The organism is Archangium sp. (assembly GCF_045802675.1).
Taxonomy (GTDB): Bacteria; Myxococcota; Myxococcia; order Myxococcales; family Myxococcaceae; genus Archangium.
The window spans coordinates 1-15,512 of sequence record NZ_JBJMQO010000020.1 but is presented as its reverse complement, the minus strand read 5'-3'; the positions used below and the strand labels follow the sequence as shown (position 1 = coordinate 15,512).

9 protein-coding genes are annotated in these 15,512 nt (G+C 69.8%); 4 read left to right on the top strand and 5 right to left on the bottom strand.

The genetic code is table 11. The features are described from left to right. The first annotated feature begins 151 nt into the window (after positions 1-151). Entirely contained in the window at positions 152-1,144 is a 993-nt protein-coding gene (locus ACJ8AN_RS04815; RefSeq protein ID WP_407754034.1) for a DUF1028 domain-containing protein, read from the top strand. 1 nt (position 1,145) lies between these two features. On the opposite strand, the gene ACJ8AN_RS04810 is transcribed toward ACJ8AN_RS04815, so the two are convergent. The 5 genes from ACJ8AN_RS04810 to ACJ8AN_RS04790 form a co-directional block, all read right to left on the bottom strand. After that, on the bottom strand, positions 1,146-1,820 hold the full coding sequence (locus ACJ8AN_RS04810) for a hypothetical protein (RefSeq protein ID WP_407754033.1): 675 nt from the start codon (positions 1,818-1,820) through the stop codon (positions 1,146-1,148). A gap of 77 nt (positions 1,821-1,897) precedes the next feature. After that, positions 1,898-2,620 carry an RNA methyltransferase gene (locus ACJ8AN_RS04805; RefSeq protein WP_407754032.1) on the bottom strand — a complete coding sequence of 241 codons (723 nt, stop codon included), beginning with the start codon at positions 2,618-2,620 and terminating at the stop codon, positions 1,898-1,900. 124 nt (positions 2,621-2,744) lie between these two features. Further along, on the bottom strand, positions 2,745-3,821 hold the full coding sequence (locus ACJ8AN_RS04800) for a hypothetical protein (protein ID WP_407754031.1): 1,077 nt from the start codon (positions 3,819-3,821) through the stop codon (positions 2,745-2,747). A gap of 105 nt (positions 3,822-3,926) precedes the next feature. After that, entirely contained in the window at positions 3,927-4,850 is a 924-nt protein-coding gene (locus ACJ8AN_RS04795) for a type VI immunity family protein (RefSeq protein WP_407754030.1), read from the bottom strand. Beyond that, a complete protein-coding gene (locus tag ACJ8AN_RS04790; protein WP_407754029.1) occupies positions 4,844-5,725 on the bottom strand; it encodes a hypothetical protein in 882 nt (293 codons plus the stop codon). The genes ACJ8AN_RS04795 and ACJ8AN_RS04790 overlap by 7 nt, the downstream gene beginning before the upstream one ends. Before the next feature lie 1,148 nt (positions 5,726-6,873). Between ACJ8AN_RS04790 and ACJ8AN_RS04785 the strand changes: the two genes are divergently transcribed. From ACJ8AN_RS04785 to pbpC, 3 genes are all read left to right on the top strand, one after another. Further along, positions 6,874-12,558 (top strand): MG2 domain-containing protein, encoded by a 5,685-nt coding sequence (locus ACJ8AN_RS04785; RefSeq protein WP_407754028.1) that lies wholly within the window; start codon positions 6,874-6,876, stop codon positions 12,556-12,558. Between the two features lie 171 nt (positions 12,559-12,729). After that, entirely contained in the window at positions 12,730-13,563 is an 834-nt protein-coding gene (locus ACJ8AN_RS04780; RefSeq protein WP_407754027.1) for an SDR family NAD(P)-dependent oxidoreductase, read from the top strand. A gap of 75 nt (positions 13,564-13,638) precedes the next feature. Beyond that, a partial coding sequence (pbpC, locus tag ACJ8AN_RS04775) for a penicillin-binding protein 1C (RefSeq protein WP_407754026.1) occupies positions 13,639-15,512 on the top strand: 1,874 nt, incomplete at its 3' end.

Here is a 15,512-nt window from a genome sequence, read left to right as displayed (position 1 = left end):
CCACGGGTGGAATCTCCAGGGAAGGTAGGGACCCGGAGCGCGCCGGACTGGGACGGCTTCCCCGCCGCTCCCTGGAGGGCCCTGGGCACGAGAGCGCTTGCGGCCGCACGCCCGCTCGCCCAGGCTGCGCGCCCCGCTCCCTGGAGGACCCATGCCGCGTTTCATCCCGTTGCTCGCCCTGCTCGCCCTGCCGGCCTTCGCCGCCGGGCCCGTTTCCGCTCCCGTGCCCAGGCGGCCCGTGCACACCTACTCCATCGTCGCGAGAGACCCGGAGACGGGGGAGCTGGGCGTGGCGGTGCAGTCGCACTGGTTCTCGGTGGGCTCGACGGTGCCCTGGGCCGAGGCGGGCGTGGGCGCGGTGGCCACCCAGTCCTTCGTGGACCCGACGTACGGGAAGCTCGGGTTGGATTTGATGCGCGCGGGCCGTGGCGCTCCCGAGTCCCTCGCGGGGCTGCTGGCCGCGGACTCGGCGAGCCAGGTGCGGCAGGTGGCGATGATCGACGCGAAGGGCCGGGTGGCGGCGCACACGGGAGACAAGTGCATCAGCGCGGCGGGCCACCTCGTGGGCGAGAACTTCTCGGTGCAGGCCAACATGATGGAGAAGGACACCGTGTGGCCGGCGATGGCCAAGGCCTTCCGGGAGGCGAAGGGGGACCTGGCCGAGCGGATGCTCGTGGCGCTCGAGGCGGCCGAGGCGCAGGGCGGGGACATCCGCGGGCGTCAGTCGGCGGCGCTCATCGTGGTGTCGGGCAAGGCCTCGGGGCGCCCGTGGGTGGACCGCAAGTTCGACCTGCGGGTGGAGGACGCTCCCACGCCCCTCAAGGAGCTGCGCCGGCTGGTGACGCTGCAGCGCGCCTACAACCTGATGAACGAGGGAGACCTCGCCATCGAGCGCAACGACACCGAGGCGGCGCTGAAGGCCTACTCCTCGGCCGAGGCGCTCGCGCCGGGCAACGCGGAGATGGTGTTCTGGCACGCGGTGTCGCTCGTCAACGTGGGCAGGGTGGACGAGGCGGTGCCGCTCTTCCAGAAGACGTACAAGGCGGACGCGCGCTGGAGGAAGCTGCTCGAGCGCCTGCCGAAGTCGGGGCTGCTGCCGGACGACCCGAAGCTGATGACGAAGCTCCTGGGCCCCTCGCGGTAGCTCAGGGCGTCGTGGCCGCCGTGGCCCCCTCCACCCGGGTGAAGTCCGAGGGCACCTGGAGGAGGGCCTCATCCACGGGACCGGCCTTGAGGTCGCGCAGCTCGAAGCCCAGTTTCTGCTTCTCCGCGGCGAACCGCACCATGGCCCCGAGCGAGGGATCCACCCACGCCAGGGCCGGGTTGTCCTTCTGGGCCTGCTTCTCGCTGGCCAGGTCGAGCCGCCATTTCACCAACGGGCGCCCGTCGACCGTCTCCTCGCCCTCGCGCGTGCACAGGATGTGGGGATGCTGGGAGCAGGGGTTCCCGCTCACATCGGGCAGGAGCATGGCGAGCATGACCTGGGAGCGCTGGACGTTGCGCTCGACCGCCAGCTTCTGCTTCGGACGGAGGATCCACTTCTTGCCCGCGCCGAGGTCGTAGAGGTCGGCGTCGCCCGCGTTGGGCTGCCCGACACGCAGCACGTCACCGCGCACGAGGAGCTGGCTCGAGTCCTCCTTGCCGTCGACGCGGGTGACGAGCGTGGCGGTGAAGCTCCTCGGAGCGGCCGCCGCCGGGGCCTGCTGGGACGCCACCGGGGCCTGGGCCGTGGCCGGTGCCTGGGGGGCCTCCGGTGCCTGCGTGCACGCCTGGAGCGCGGTGAAGAGGACGACCCCGGACAGCCCATGAATCCAACGCATCCTGCCTCCCATGTCTCCGCCGGAAGGTGGCGGCAGCCGGGTTTTATCACCCCTCCCGGGAGTCCCCCAGTGCGCGGCTACGGGCGCAGCCGCTTGGCCAGGGTGTGCAGGGCGGCGAGCCACAGCTTCGCCTCCTTGCGCGTGAGCCGGGAGCGGCGCAGGGGGGCGAAGAGATCCCTGAGCCCGGTGCGCCCCCGGGCCTGCTCGTCCACGAGGAAGCCGCCGGCCACGAGGGCCTGCTCCAGGGCGGACTCCACCTGGGTCAGCTCGGTGTCCGTGGCCGCGACGGGGAGGGGAGCGGCCGGGGGAGGCGAGGCGGCCAGCGTGGCCATGCGGATTTCGTAGGCGTACAGCAGCACGGCCTGGGCGAGGTTGATGGAGGGCTGCTCGGGGGCGGTGGGGACGGCGGACAGGTCGTGACAGCGCTCGACCTCGGCGTTGGTGAGCCCGCTGCGCTCATCGCCGAAGACGAGGGCCACGGGCCCCTGGGCGGCGCGCTGCACCAGCTCCTCGGCCACGGCGCGGGGAGACAGCCGGCGCTTGCCCTCCACCTTGCGCGAGCTGGTGCCCACCACCCAGACGCAGTCGGCCACGGCCTCGTCGAGCGAGTCCGCGCGGCCCGAGGCCTCCAGCACGTCCTCGGCGTGGACGGCGAGCCGGCGCGCGGGTGCGAGGTCCTCGGCCTCGGGGTGGACCCAGGTCCACTCGGAGAGCCCGCAGTTCTTCATGGCCCGGGCGGCAGCCCCCAGGTTCTCCGCGTTGCGCGGGCGTAGCAGCACCAGCCGGATGGGCAGAGGCATCGGCCGCGCACCTTAGCGCGGCTTGCGATGGGCTGGACCGGGACTCTCCCGGGCAGCGCATGTGCGCCCCAGACGGCCCGCACTTCTGGACGTCTGGAAGTTATGTTGCATGTAAAATGCATAATCACTTCTGGACGTCCAGAAGTGAAGCGCGCGAGTGCCTCCCGTTTGGAGAAACCGGCCCGTGGAGCCCGAGCCGGGAGGCCGCCCGTGAGGCGGCACCGCTCTGTTTGTCTCGTGTGAGGACGAGCCGCCACACCTCCCGGGCCTCGTCATGACGGCCGAGCTGCGCGAGGCAATCCCCCCAGGCTAGCAAGCCGTCACCCCCCTGGCCCTGGTAGGGGTGCGAGACTCCAGCCTCGAAGAAGCGCAGGGCGTCCTCCGGTTGACCCGCCTCCAGGGTGATGCGTCCGAGCAGGAACAGCCCGTTGCGCGTGCTCGATACCCGGCGGGCGTGCTTCAACCCCGTGCGTGCCTCGCGCCGCGCCTCCTCGTACCGGTGCACCGCCAGCAGCGAGGCGGCGAGGGCGAAGTGCGCTTCGCTCCGGTACAGCCGGGGCAGGCGCCGCCAGTCCACCTGGGCGAGTGCGCTCAGCGCGTCCTCTCCGCGTCCGGTGTGCGCGAGGATCCACGCTCGCTGGACGGGGAAGAAGTTCCACAGGAAAGAATCCCCGCGCGCCACCTCCTCCAGGTTGGACAGACGGGCGCTGGCGGCCTCCCAGCTCCCGAGGTTGTAGACGGCCTCGACGAGATTGAAGCGCACCAGGGCCCACGTGCGCGCCGCGGAGGGCTCCGGGGGATGGGACGGACCCGGCCAGCTCCGTTCGATGTCGAGTGCCTCCCGATAGAGGCCGGCGTTGATGAAGAGGTTGATGGCACAGTTGGCGCAAGGCAGACACCCATCCGCCTTGGCATGGACCGCGAGGCGGCGGGCGCCCGTGATGGCCCTCTCGGTGTGTCCGAGCGCCGAGTGCGCGTAGAGCTCCTCCCGCCACAGCCAGGATCTCATCCAGGCCGCGAGGGGAAGCCACTCCAGGACACGAGTGAGGACGAGGGCCACGCGGAAGGCGCCCCATTCGAAGCACCACGCCGTGAGACGCAGGAGGACCCGATGCACCGGAGGCCAGAGCAGCAGCGAGGCGGCGAGGACGAAGAGCAGCTCAGGGGGGAAACGGGCGAAGCCCGCGGTGGCGAGGGTCATGGGCGGAAGGCCTCCGGACCCGGGCACTCTACCTCATGGGGCAGTTGGGCGGGGTGACTTTCGAGGTGGTGCGCGGGCGGGCCGGCCGTGCCGCGCGGGTGGCGGTCAGTCGAGGAAGCGGCGCTGCCAGCGTCGTGCGGTCTCCTGGGAATCGGGCTCCTCGTACAGGTAGGGTTCCAATACCCGGGCCAGGACGCGGTACGGTTTCATCTCTCTCTTTTGCTCCACGTCTCCTGCCTCAGGCCATTTCCCCAGTGACACCAGCACCTTTTGCGCGCCTGCCTCTTCGATGGATACCTCTGGAAGAGTCAGCCGCGCTCGAAGGCCTGCCACACCGCCAAGTTGATTGAGCAATGGCTGACCGTAGAAGTTCAGCCAGTAGGCTCCCCGTACCCTCTCACCCAGGTCCATGGCTGTGGTGTCGAGGTGATGTACATCCAGGCCTGGATAGCGCCAGCATTGCTCGCGGATGAACTGCATCACCGGCTTGCTCTCCAGGAGGGAGTTGAAGGCAAGGCTGGCATAGCCAGAGGTGAGGGGGAACTCTTGTGCGAGCGCCACTGCCAGGGCCTTGACGCGGTCGGGGCCCTGTTGCTCCAGGTATTCGGTGGGCAACCATAAGGACACCGCGCTCACGAAACCTGGCAGGTCGAGGTCTTCTCGCGGCCTGCCGTGGTATTCGAAATGAAACCCACCCACCTGATTCTCGTGTTCCGCCAAGCGCAGGATGCAGCTCTCGCGGGAGCTCAGTTCGTCGCGAACCTTCGCCCAGCGTCCGCCATCCAGAGGTCGGATGTCCCCTGCCCAGCCCTTGTATTCTCCGGGGTCGAGGCCGCCTCCCATGTCCACGTACCAGCCCAGTTTCTCGTGCCCCACGGCATCGAGGTAGAGGTCGAGAGCACGTGTGACGGCCGCCGACAGTTCTTCGTGCGGGCGCCGCATGAAGAAACAGAGGATGAGGCCCTCGCGCAATATCAACCGGCCATCGGGCGAGGTCTGCCTGAGCTTCGGATAGCGTTCGCTCACCATAGGGAATCCGGAATGACTCCGTCCAAGGGCGTCACACGAGAAGGCGAGCGCCCCAGGGCTCGCCGGTACATCTCTCCTTGGGTGCGCCCCTGGTACGGATGTCCCTTGGGATATTTGGTCCAGGTGGGGAGGTTGGTCTCCGGGCAGGGAAACTTGAAGTCATAGACGGCCCACGCTTGCAATGGGTCTCCTGAATGGATGACGACGTCAGGCTCCAGGGTACCCTCGAGCTCTTTTGCCCGGCCTTGTCGCACGAGCTTGTCTCGCGCTTCCTTGCTCACGAGACTCTTCTGGCCTGTCGCGGGGTCGAAGCGGTAGCGCTGTTCCAGGCTGAATTGCGTGGGTATCAGTTGGGTCAAGGCTCTATCCACACACTCGCGTGCCTCCTTGTGCTTCTCCAATCCCCAGAGCATCGCTTGGGTTATCGGATCGCCGTTGGGTTTCTTCCCGATTTCCTGGTCGCAGTCGCTCCTTTCTGGCTTCTTTCCACCCAACCGCCTCCGATTGAGCTCTTCTTCCGCGTAGCGTGCGCAGTCCACCAGGATCTTTTCGATGTCCGCCCGAGCTGCCTGGAAGGAGTCGACATCATGTAGTACGAGCGCGGCGGCGGCCGTGAGCGCGACTTTTCCACCCAGAATGGGGGGCTTCGCCGTGGATTTGACGACACGGAAGGCCACCCCTTCCGCTTCCTCCATGGCGTCGCAGGCCCCCGGGTTCATGGGGTTGTTCTTCACGCAGCAGCTATGGGTGTTATCCGCTGGCGTGCAGTTGCCCGCCTCGAAGCAACCGCCAATGCCAATGTTGGCGAGCAGGATGAGCAGAGAAGATGCGGCCCGGCGCTGCTGGAGCGAGAGACGAATCTCCTGTGATGGCATGGGCGCACGTTACCGCACGCTGCCCTCGGTGGTGGCGGGCGAACTCGTGCTCATGGAGTCCACCGTACCGGTAGCATGGCGCGCATGATGCGAAGGGTCGGGCGGGAAAAGCGGCGGACCGTACTGGTGTTCGCCGCCGTGGCGCTGCTGGTCCTCCCGCTCGTGGGGCTCATCATCCTGTGGAGACGGGCGCCCCTGGAGCGGGTGGTCGAGGGGTGGCGCTTCGCTCCGGGGTTGTCTCCCGCGGAGGCCCGCGAACGGCCCACCCTCCTTCAGCCCTGTCAGGATGACGAGCAGTGTGATCCTCCGTTCGTGTGTTTCCATGACCCGCGCTACCAGCAACGGCGGTGCACGGGCAGTGGTTGCGAGTCGGACTCCCGGTGCCCGGCCCAGACCGCCTGCCGCTCCATTCCCATGCGCGGGCGGCAGCGGATGGCGCTCCGCGCATGTGCCTTCGAGGGCACGCGCAAGGAGGGCGAGCAGTGCCTCCGGTTTCCACAGTTTGCCCAGCTGGAATGGGGGTGTGCTCAGGGTCTCTTCTGCTCCATTTCCGGCTGGTGCGGCCGACGGTGCGTGCCTGGAATGGAGGGGACGTGCCCGGAGGGCTCCTTCTGTGCTCGCGGAGACCCCGATGGGCCCGTGTGTCAGCCCACGTGCGAGGGCCGCGCGTGTCCCGAAGGCCAGCAGTGCATCCAGCGTGAGGGCGGCGTGTCGGTGTGCGCGCGGGCGTGGGGACGCCGCTGCCCCCGTGAGCCCTGTCCCGGGAACCAGGTGTGTGAGGCGGAGATGTCCGTCCACGTCATGGGCGAGGCGCGGATGCGGTGCGTGCAGCCTTGTGGTCAAGATGGGTCCGGCGAATGTCGGGAAGGATCCCGCTGCCATCAGGGGCGATGCCGTCCGCGGTGCCTCGTGAGTCAACCCGATACGTGCGGCCCATTCCGCTTCTGCGTGAGCACCGATGACGCGGGCAATGGCGTGTGCCTGTCCTCGCCGGAGCAATGGGACCTGGACACCGCGCCCGCCCGGAATGGCGGGTGACTCCGAGCGCCCGTCGTTGACCGCCGACCTCGAGCCGCCCTAGCGTCGCCCGCGATTTCACTCGGGGGGGAACGCGCGTGCACAACCCGAGTCTCGTTCTCGGAGGCACCATGGGTCCGCGGTCTGTTCGGTGGTTGCTGGCGGCGCTGCTGGTCGGCGCATTCGCTGGCTGCAAGAAGGATGAGTCCAAGAGCTCCACGGATCCATCCAACCCGTCCTCCATCCCGGGCGCCCCGGCCAGTGGCAGCGGCTCGTCCAATACGAGCACTCCGCCCTCGGCCGAGTCCCTCGCCCCCGCCATCCACGAGCTCGGCTCCGAGGGCATGCTGCCTCGCGAGGTGGTGCTGGAGTTCCCCCGCGCCGTGGCCCCCGAGGACAACGAGGTGAAGAAGGGCACCGTCGTCACCGTGTCCCCGAACGTGCCCGGCGCGCTGAGCTTCCGCGGCGGCTCCACGCTCGTTTTCACCCCGAGCGACAGCTTCGCCTTCAAGACCCAGTACACCGTCTCGCTCGACGCGCTCGAGCTGGCCGATGGCACCGTGGTGAAGCCCAAGGCCGACGGTGAGTGGAGCCGCTCCTTCACCACGCCGGGCTTCGCCTTCCTGCGCCTGTCGCCCAGTCAGATGGACGTGCGCAAGGGCAAGGTCGAAGCGGACCTCGTCTTCTCCGGCCCGGTGGACGTGGGCAACGTGCGCCGCTTCGCCTCCTTCTCCGTCGACGGCAAGTCGCTCTCCGACGTGAAGCTGCGCTCCCACGCCACGGACCGCCATGTCGTCACCGCCGCGCTCGGCGGCTCCAGCCTCCGTCCGGGCGCCGAGGTGAAGTTCTCCCTCAAGCCGGGCCTGGCCTCGGCCGGACGCAATGGCGGCACCTCGGCCGCGGGCGAGGGCTCCTTCACGCTGAAGGTGGGCAAGCGGCTCGACCTCACCAATGCCTACGCGCAGGAGGGCTCCACGGGCCATTACATCGAGGTCCGCTGCCGCGAGGTGGAGGGTGACGCCGCCCCCAGCCACGAGGAGGGCGAGGAGGACTACGACTACTACGGTGGCGGTGGCCCGCGCTGCAGCCTCGACGAGGACTCGGCCGCGGACACGATTCACTTCAACCCGCCGGTGAAGTTCTCCGTGTCGCCCTCGCGCTGGGGCTTCCGCGTCTTCGGTGACTTCAAGCGCGGCTCCTACGCCATGCGCATCGACGTGGGCGCCACCTCGGCGACGGGCGGCTCTCTGCTGTCCACCTACGAGCGGTCCTTCTCCATCTCCGCGCGCAGCCCGCAGCTGAGCTTCGGCTCCACCGGCCGCTACCTGCCGCGCAGCGCCTGGCGCAACCTGCCCCTCAACCACCTCAACCTGGACTCGGTGGAGCTCGTGGTGCGCAACGTGCCCCAGGAGAACCTCGTCTTCTGGATGAGCAATGACGGCCAGGAGGCCGCCGACGAGCGCACCTCCAACATCCTGCTGCGCAAGTCGCTCCCCCTGCGCGGCGCCCAGGATGCGCTCACCACCTCCTGGCTGGATGTGGGCAGCCTCGTGCCCGCCAACACCAAGGGGCTCGTGGAGATCACGGCCTCGGGCGGCTCCAAGTCCGCGGCCTCGCGCATCCTCCTCACCGACCTGAGCCTGGTGGCCAAGCGCGGCATGGCGCCCCGGGGCTCGGAGGCGAAGGAGGAGGTCTTCGTGTGGGCGCTCGGCATGGAGAGCACCGAGCCCCTCTCCGGCGTCGAGGTCTCCCTGGTGAAGAAGAGCGGCCAGGTGGTGGCCCGCTGCACCACGGGGGGCGCGGAGGGCTGCAAGCTGACGGTGCCCGCTCCGGGCGTGGACAACGCCGAGCCCTTCGCCCTGCTCGCGCGCAAGGGCGAGGACTTCACCTACCTCAAGTACAGCGAGCTGAAGACGGAGATCGCCAACTCGGACGTGCAGGGCGAGCCGTACCGCTCGGACAAGCCGTACCGTGCCTCCATCTACTCGGACCGCGGGGTGTACCGCCCGGGTGACACCGCGCACGTGGCGGCGGTGCTGCGCGGCCAGGACGACGTGGCGCCGCCCGTCGGCATGCCCGTGGAGCTGAAGGTGGTGGACCCGCGCGAGCGCGACCTGAAGAAGGTGACGCTCAAGACGAACGAGGCGGGCCTGGTGGCGCTGGACGTGCCCTTCGAGGCCTACCAGGACACGGGCGCCTACCGCGTGGTGCTGAGCGTGGCGGGCCAGCAGGTGAGCGCGTACGGCCTCAACGTGGAGGAGTTCGTCCCCGAGCGCATGAAGGTGACGGCCCGCGCGGAGAAGCCGGGCTACGTGCAGGGCGAGGAGGTGCCGCTGACGGTGGAGGCCGCGTACCTCTTTGGTGGCTCGGCGGAGAGCAGCCCGGTGGAGGTGACGTGCCGGCTGGAGCCGTCCGTGTTCCGCCCGAAGGACAACGCGCAGTACACCTATGGCGTGTGGCGCCCCGAGGGCTCGGACGCGAAGGCCACGGTGCTGGGGCAGGTGAAGGGCGAGCTGGACGCGAAGGGCCGCACGCTGGTGCGTTGCCCGGCGCAGCAGGACGCGGGCGGCTTCAAGGGCCCGGCGAAGCTGGTGGCGCAGGCCAGTGTCTTCGAGGCGGGCAGTGGCCGCTCCACGCTGGGCGAGGCCAACGTGCCGGTGCACCCCGAGGCCTACTACGTGGGCCTCCAGGCCAGCGTGGACAAGGTGCAGGCCCACCAGCCCTTCACCGTGTCGGGCGCGGTGGTGGACTGGAATGGCGCCTTCTACGGCAAGGCCCTCAAGCCGCTCGAGGTGGAGTACCTGCGGCTCGATGAGGAGTACGGCTACTTCTACGACGAGGAGGCCAGCGAGGAGCGCTACCAGCGCCACCTGCGCCCCGTGCGCGAGGGCCGCATCACCGTCAAGCCCGAGGGCGGGAAGTTCTCCTTCCAGGTGACGCCGTCCTCGGACGCGGCGGGCTACGTGGTGCGCGTGCGCTCCGGCGCGGCGCAGACGGACCTGCACCTCGAGGGCAACGGCCGCTACTACTGGTGGGACGAGTCCTCCACGCGGGTGGACCAGACGCCGCGTCCGGCGCGGCCCACGTCGCTCGCGGTGGAGCTGCCGCGCTCGGCGAAGGTGGGCGACGCCATCACGGTGAAGGTGAAGGCGCCCTACCGTGGCCGCATGCTCTTCACCGCCGAGACCGACGGTGTGCAGGCCGCCGAGTGGAAGGCCGTGGAGCCGGGCGAGGTGACGTGGAGCTTCAAGCCCTCGGCCTTCGCGCCCAACGTCTACGTGAGTGCCTTCCTGGTGAAGGATCCACACCTCGAGTCCGCGCAGGCCTTCATGCCGGACCGGGCCTTCGGCGTGGCCAGCATGACGCTCGAGCCGGTGGACTTCACGCAGGCCGTCACCCTCAACGTGCCCAAGGAGGTGCGCTCCAACGACTCCCTGCCGGTGGACGTGGAGCTGGGCTCGGTGGAGCCGGGCACCTACGCCACGGTGGCGGTGGTGGACGAGGGCATCCTCTCGCTCACGCGCTTCAAGAGCCCGGATCCGCTGGAGGCGCTCTTCACCAAGCGCGCCCTCGGCGTGCAGACGTACGAGACGCTCGGGTGGACGCTGCTGATTCCTCCCGCGGGCGCCAGCCGCTCCACGGGTGGTGACGGCGACGGTGACGGGGCTTCCGGCCGCGTGCAGCCGGTGAAGCCGGTGGCCCTCTGGAGCGGCGTGCTGCCGGTGCCCGCCAACGGCAAGCTGCGCGTTCCCTTCAAGTTGCCCCAGTACCGCGGCGCGGTGCGGGTGATGGTGGTGACGAGCGGCCCCAAGCGCATCGGCCACGCCAGCGCGCAGGTGCTCGTGAGAGATCCGCTCGTGCTGCAGACCACGCTGCCGCGCTTCCTCAGCCAGGGTGACGAGATCCAGATTCCCGTCTTCCTCACCAACCTCTCCGGCAAGGCGCAGGACGTGAAGGTGTCCCTCACCGCGGAGAACCTCCCGGTGCCGGGCATGAGCATGCCCGCGTCCATGGCGTCGCCGCTGCAACTGCTCGGCAAGAGCGAGGGCAAGGTGCGGCTCGAGGACGGCAAGGCGGCCACGCTCGTCTTCCAGGCCAGGGCGGTGCAGGCGGTGGGCGCCGCGCGCCTCAAGGTGACGGCCGAGGGCGGGGGACACACCTCCTTCGAGCAGCTCGATGTGCCCTTCCTGCCCTCGGGCCCGCGCGAGCGCAAGGTGCAGCGGATTGAGCTGGCCGCAGGCACGGTGGACCTGTCGCAGTACCTGCAGGGGTGGCTGCCCACCAGCGAGCGCTCGACGATCTGGGTGACGACGAATCCCTACGCCGAGTCCTTCCAGCACCTCTCGTACCTGGTGCAGTACCCGCACGGCTGCATCGAGCAGACGACGTCCTCCACGCGCCCGCTGCTCTACGTCTCCGAGCTCATCGACAGCGTGGATCCGACGCTCACCGCCAGCGCGAAGCTGGAGGACATGGTGATGTCGGGCGTGAACCGGGTGCTCTCCATGCAGACGCCCGCGGGCGGCTTCGCCTACTGGCCGGGCGCCACCGAGCCGGTGGAGTGGGGCACGGCCTACGCCACGCACATGCTGCTGGACGCGCAGAAGCGCAAGTACGCGGTGCCGCAGGACCGCATCGACGACGCGCTCGAGTGGATGAACCAGCAGGTGACGCGCCGCGAGGGCCGCTCGGGCCCGGGCTATTACAACGACGGCTCCGAGGCCTACATGCACTACGTGCTGGCCATGGCCGGCAAGGGCCACAAGGCGCGTGTGCAGAAGCTCATCGACCAGACCGGCAGCCAGAAGTTCTACAGCAACGGCCAGCGCGCCGAGCAGGAGTTCACGCTCAAGGCCGCGCTGTACCTGGCCGGTGACCGCCGCTACGAGAAGGAGCTGCGCAACCCGGACGTCTCGACGGTGGTGGAGGAGCGGTGGAACGGCTGGTCCTTCTACTCGGACCGGCGCCGGCGCGGCTTCATGCTGAGCACGTTCCAGGACCTCTTCGGCGACGACCCGGCGGGCGAGCCCCTCGCGCAGCGCGTGGCCGAGGCCCTCAAGCAGGAGCGCAGCAGCTACTACACCACGCAGGAGCTCGTCTGGGGGATTACGGGCCTGGGCAAGCGCGTGGGGGGCGCGGCCTCGAAGTTCGCTCCGCCGGTGCTGACGGCGGACGGCAAGGAGGTGGCCACGAAGGACGGGGGCAAGCAGCGCGCCTCGGATCGCACGTGGGCGCTGGTGCGCGCGAGCGAGCGCAAGGGCCTCTCGCTGAAGATTCCCGAGAAGGGCGACGGCAAGCTCTACCTGGTGCTCGCCAGCGACGGTGTGCGCGCGGATGGCCAGTACCGCACGGGCGGCGAGGGCCTCACGCTCACGCGCCGCTACCGCGATCTCGAGGGCAGTGAGCTCGACGTGAAGGGCGGCTCGGTGAAGCTGGCGGACCTCGTCTACGTGGAGGTGCAGCTCAAGAACACCTCGGGCGAGCGCATCCAGAACATCGCGCTGGTGGACCGGCTGCCCGCGGGCTGGGAGATCGAGAACGCGCGGCTCGGACGCGGGGGCAAGGTGGAGTGGGCCTCGGCGGAGGAGCAGTGGAGCGCGGACTACGTGAACATCCGGGACGACCGGGTGGAAGTCTTTGGCAGCCTGGACGCGGGCGAGACGAAGACGGTGGTCTACGCGGTGCGCGCGGTGACGTCCGGCAAGTTCACGCTGCCGCCCGTGGAGGCCGAGGCCATGTACGAGCCGCGCATCTGGGCTCGCGAGGCGGGAGGCACCGTCGAGGTCTCCGGCCCCTGGCAGGACTTCCTGCTGTAGTCCGCCGTTCCTGTATCCGGGAGTCCTCGAGGGGCTCCCGGATTTCTCCCGCGGTGATGCCCGCTCGCCCGCCTGTCCACCCGCGTGGCGAGCGGGGCCGGGCGTGGCCAGAGGCGAGGGCCGTCCGAACATTGAGCGAAGCGTCTTTTGCTCCACACCAGGAGAAGACTGATGGCTTCGTCGAAAAAGGGAAGCACCCGGCAGTTCGCCGTCGTAACTGGCGCCTCCAGCGGGATCGGCTTCGAGCTAGCGAAGCAGTTCGTCGAGAACGGCTTCGACGTGCTGATCGCCGCCGAGGACGACGGCATCACCGAGGCCGCGAGGACCCTCGCGGACGGCGCGCAGGTGGAGAGTCTGAAGGTCGATCTCGCGACCTACGATGGCGTCGAGAAGCTCTACGCGAAGATCCAGTCGCTCGGCCGCCCGGTCGATGCCATCGCCATCAACGCGGGCGTCGGCGTCGGCGGCGAGTTCACGGAGACGAAGCTGGAGGATGAGCTCAACCTCATCAACCTGAACGTCGTCTCGTCGGTCCACCTGGCCAAGCGCGTGGCCCGGGACATGGTCAAGCGCGGCAGCGGCCGGATCCTCTTCACCTCGTCGATCGCGGCGATCATGCCCGCGCCCTTCGAGGCCGTTTATGGCGCGTCCAAGGCCTTCCTGTCGTCGTTCGCGGAGGCCATTCGCAACGAGCTCGCCGACGCGGGCATCACCGTCACCTCGCTGATGCCGGGCCCCACCGAGACCCACTTCTTCCATCGCGCGGGCATGGACGACACCCGGGTCGGCCAGCAGGAGAAAGACGACCCCGCCCAGGTCGCTCGCCAGGGCTTCGAGGCGATGATGGCGGGCAAGAGCCAGATCATCGCCGGCTCGCTCAAGACGAAGCTCATGGGCGCCGCCGCCCGGGTCCTCCCGGACAAGCCGAAGGTCCAGGCGCATCGGCACCTGTCCGAGCCGGGCTCCGGGTCCGTCGACGTGGATCCCGAGCCGGAGCACCAGTAGCCGCGGCTCCTCGGGCAGTGGGGCGGGCGGGCGCGGAACTGCTAAGGTCCGGCGGGACACCGCGCCTTCTCTCCCATGCCGTCACTTCGTTTCTCCCGGAAGAGGCTTCTCCAGGGGGCCCTCTGGCTCCTGGGCCTCACGCTCGCCGCGCTCGCCATGGCGTGGCTCGTGCCCCTTCCCGAGCGCCTCGCCGCGCCGCATTCGGTGGTGGTGGAGTACCGGGACGGCACGCCCGCCCATGTCTTCCTCGCACCGGACGAGCGGTGGCGGGTGCCCACGGTGCTGGACGAGGTGGACGCGGCGTACGTCCACGCGCTGCTGACGCTCGAGGACAAGCGCTTCCAGTGGCACCCCGGCGTCGATCCGCTCGCGGTGGTGCGCGCGGCGGTGACGAACGTGCTGCGGGGCCGGCGGGTGTCGGGGGCGTCCACGCTGACCATGCAGCTGGTGCGCGTGCTGGAGCCCCGGCCGCGCACGCTCGTGTCCAAGGCCATCGAGTCCCTGCGGGCGGCGCAATTGGAGCTGCGGCTGTCCAAGCAGGAGATCCTCGCGGCCTACCTCCAGTTCGTGCCCTATGGACGCAACGTGGAGGGCGTCGAGGCGGCGGCGCTGGCGTACTTCGGGCACCGGGCCACGCACTTGAGCCCGGCGGAGATGGCGACGCTGCTGGCGGTGCCGCAGAACCCCAACCGTCGCTTCCCCACGCCGGAGAACGCGGCGCGGCTGAAGGCGGCGCGTGACGAGGTGGCGCAGCGGCTCTTCGACGAGCAGGCGCTGCCGCTCGGGCCCGAGGGCGCGCGGGTGACTCCCGAGGCAGCGCTGGCCGAGGTGCGCGCCACGCCGGTGCCCTCGCAGCTCATGCCCTTTCCCCGTGAGGCCCCGCACGCGGCGGTGTGGCTGCGGGCGCAGCGGCCTGGACAGGCGCGGTTGCGCACGACGCTGGACGCGGGCTCGCAGCGGCTGGTGGAGCGGGTGATGCGCGAGGCCGCTCCGGAACTGGGTGCGAAGGGCATCCACAACGGCACGGCGGTGGTGGTGGACCGCGAGCGCGCGGAAGTGGTCGCGCTGGTGGGCAACTTCGACTTCTTCGACACGGAGCACGGGGGCCAGTTGCCGGGCTTCGCGATGACGCGCTCGCCGGGCTCGGCGCTCAAGCCGCTCATCTACGCGCTGGCCATCGACCAGGGGCTGGCCGGGCCGGAGCAGCTCGTGGCGGACATCCCGGCCTCGTACGGCACCTACGCGCCGCGCAACTTCGACGGGCGCTTCCAGGGACTGGTGCGCCTGGAGGACGCGCTCTCGCAGTCGCTCAACCTGCCCTTCGTGAAGCTGCTGCAGCGGCTCGGGGTGGAGCGCTTCCTGGGGGCGCTGCGGCTGTCGGGCGTGACGAGCCTCCATCCGGACCCGGGCCATTACGGCCTGTCCGCGGCGGTGGGCGGCATCGAGCTCACGCCGCTCGAGGTGGCCGGCGTCTACCTGGCCATCGCCGAGAACGGCCATTCGCGTCCGCTGAAGCTGCTGGAGACGGGGCAGTCCGAGCCGGGTGCGCAAGCCCTCTTCTCGCCCGGGGCGGCGTGGCTCACCCGGCGCGCGCTGTCGCTCAAGGACCGCCCGGACTTCCCGGCGCGCCGCAAGCTGACGGGCCTGCCGCTTCGGGTGCACTGGAAGACGGGCACGAGCTTCGGCCACCGGGATGCGTGGGCGGCGGGCTCGGGGCCCCGGCAGACCGCGGTGGTGTGGGTGGGCAACTTCGACAACTCGCCCAGCGTGCACATCGTGGGCGCGGAGGCGGCCGGGCCCCTCCTCTTCGACATCCTCGAGGGCCTGGGGCCTCGGGGGCGGCTCGAGGACCCCGACGCGGTGGTGCCCTCGGAGCTCACCCAGGTGGAGGTGTGCGCCTACTCGGGCCACCTGCCGACGGAGGCCTGCACGCAGCGGCGCAGGGTGTT

Bases quoted from the DNA above. Each gene is read 5' to 3' on its own strand.
- ACJ8AN_RS04810 (WP_407754033.1), bottom strand. From the start codon at position 1,820: ATGCGTTGGATTCATGGGCTGTCCGGGGTCGTCCTCTTCACCGCGCTC.
- ACJ8AN_RS04800 (WP_407754031.1), bottom strand. From the start codon at position 3,821: ATGACCCTCGCCACCGCGGGCTTCGCCCGTTTCCCCCCTGAGCTGCTC.
- ACJ8AN_RS04805 (WP_407754032.1), bottom strand. From the start codon at position 2,620: ATGCCTCTGCCCATCCGGCTGGTGCTGCTACGCCCGCGCAACGCGGAG.
- ACJ8AN_RS04790 (WP_407754029.1), bottom strand. From the start codon at position 5,725: ATGCCATCACAGGAGATTCGTCTCTCGCTCCAGCAGCGCCGGGCCGCA.
- ACJ8AN_RS04795 (WP_407754030.1), bottom strand. From the start codon at position 4,850: ATGGTGAGCGAACGCTATCCGAAGCTCAGGCAGACCTCGCCCGATGGC.
- ACJ8AN_RS04815 (WP_407754034.1), top strand. From the start codon at position 152: ATGCCGCGTTTCATCCCGTTGCTCGCCCTGCTCGCCCTGCCGGCCTTC.
- ACJ8AN_RS04785 (WP_407754028.1), top strand. From the start codon at position 6,874: ATGGGTCCGCGGTCTGTTCGGTGGTTGCTGGCGGCGCTGCTGGTCGGC.
- ACJ8AN_RS04780 (WP_407754027.1), top strand. From the start codon at position 12,730: ATGGCTTCGTCGAAAAAGGGAAGCACCCGGCAGTTCGCCGTCGTAACT.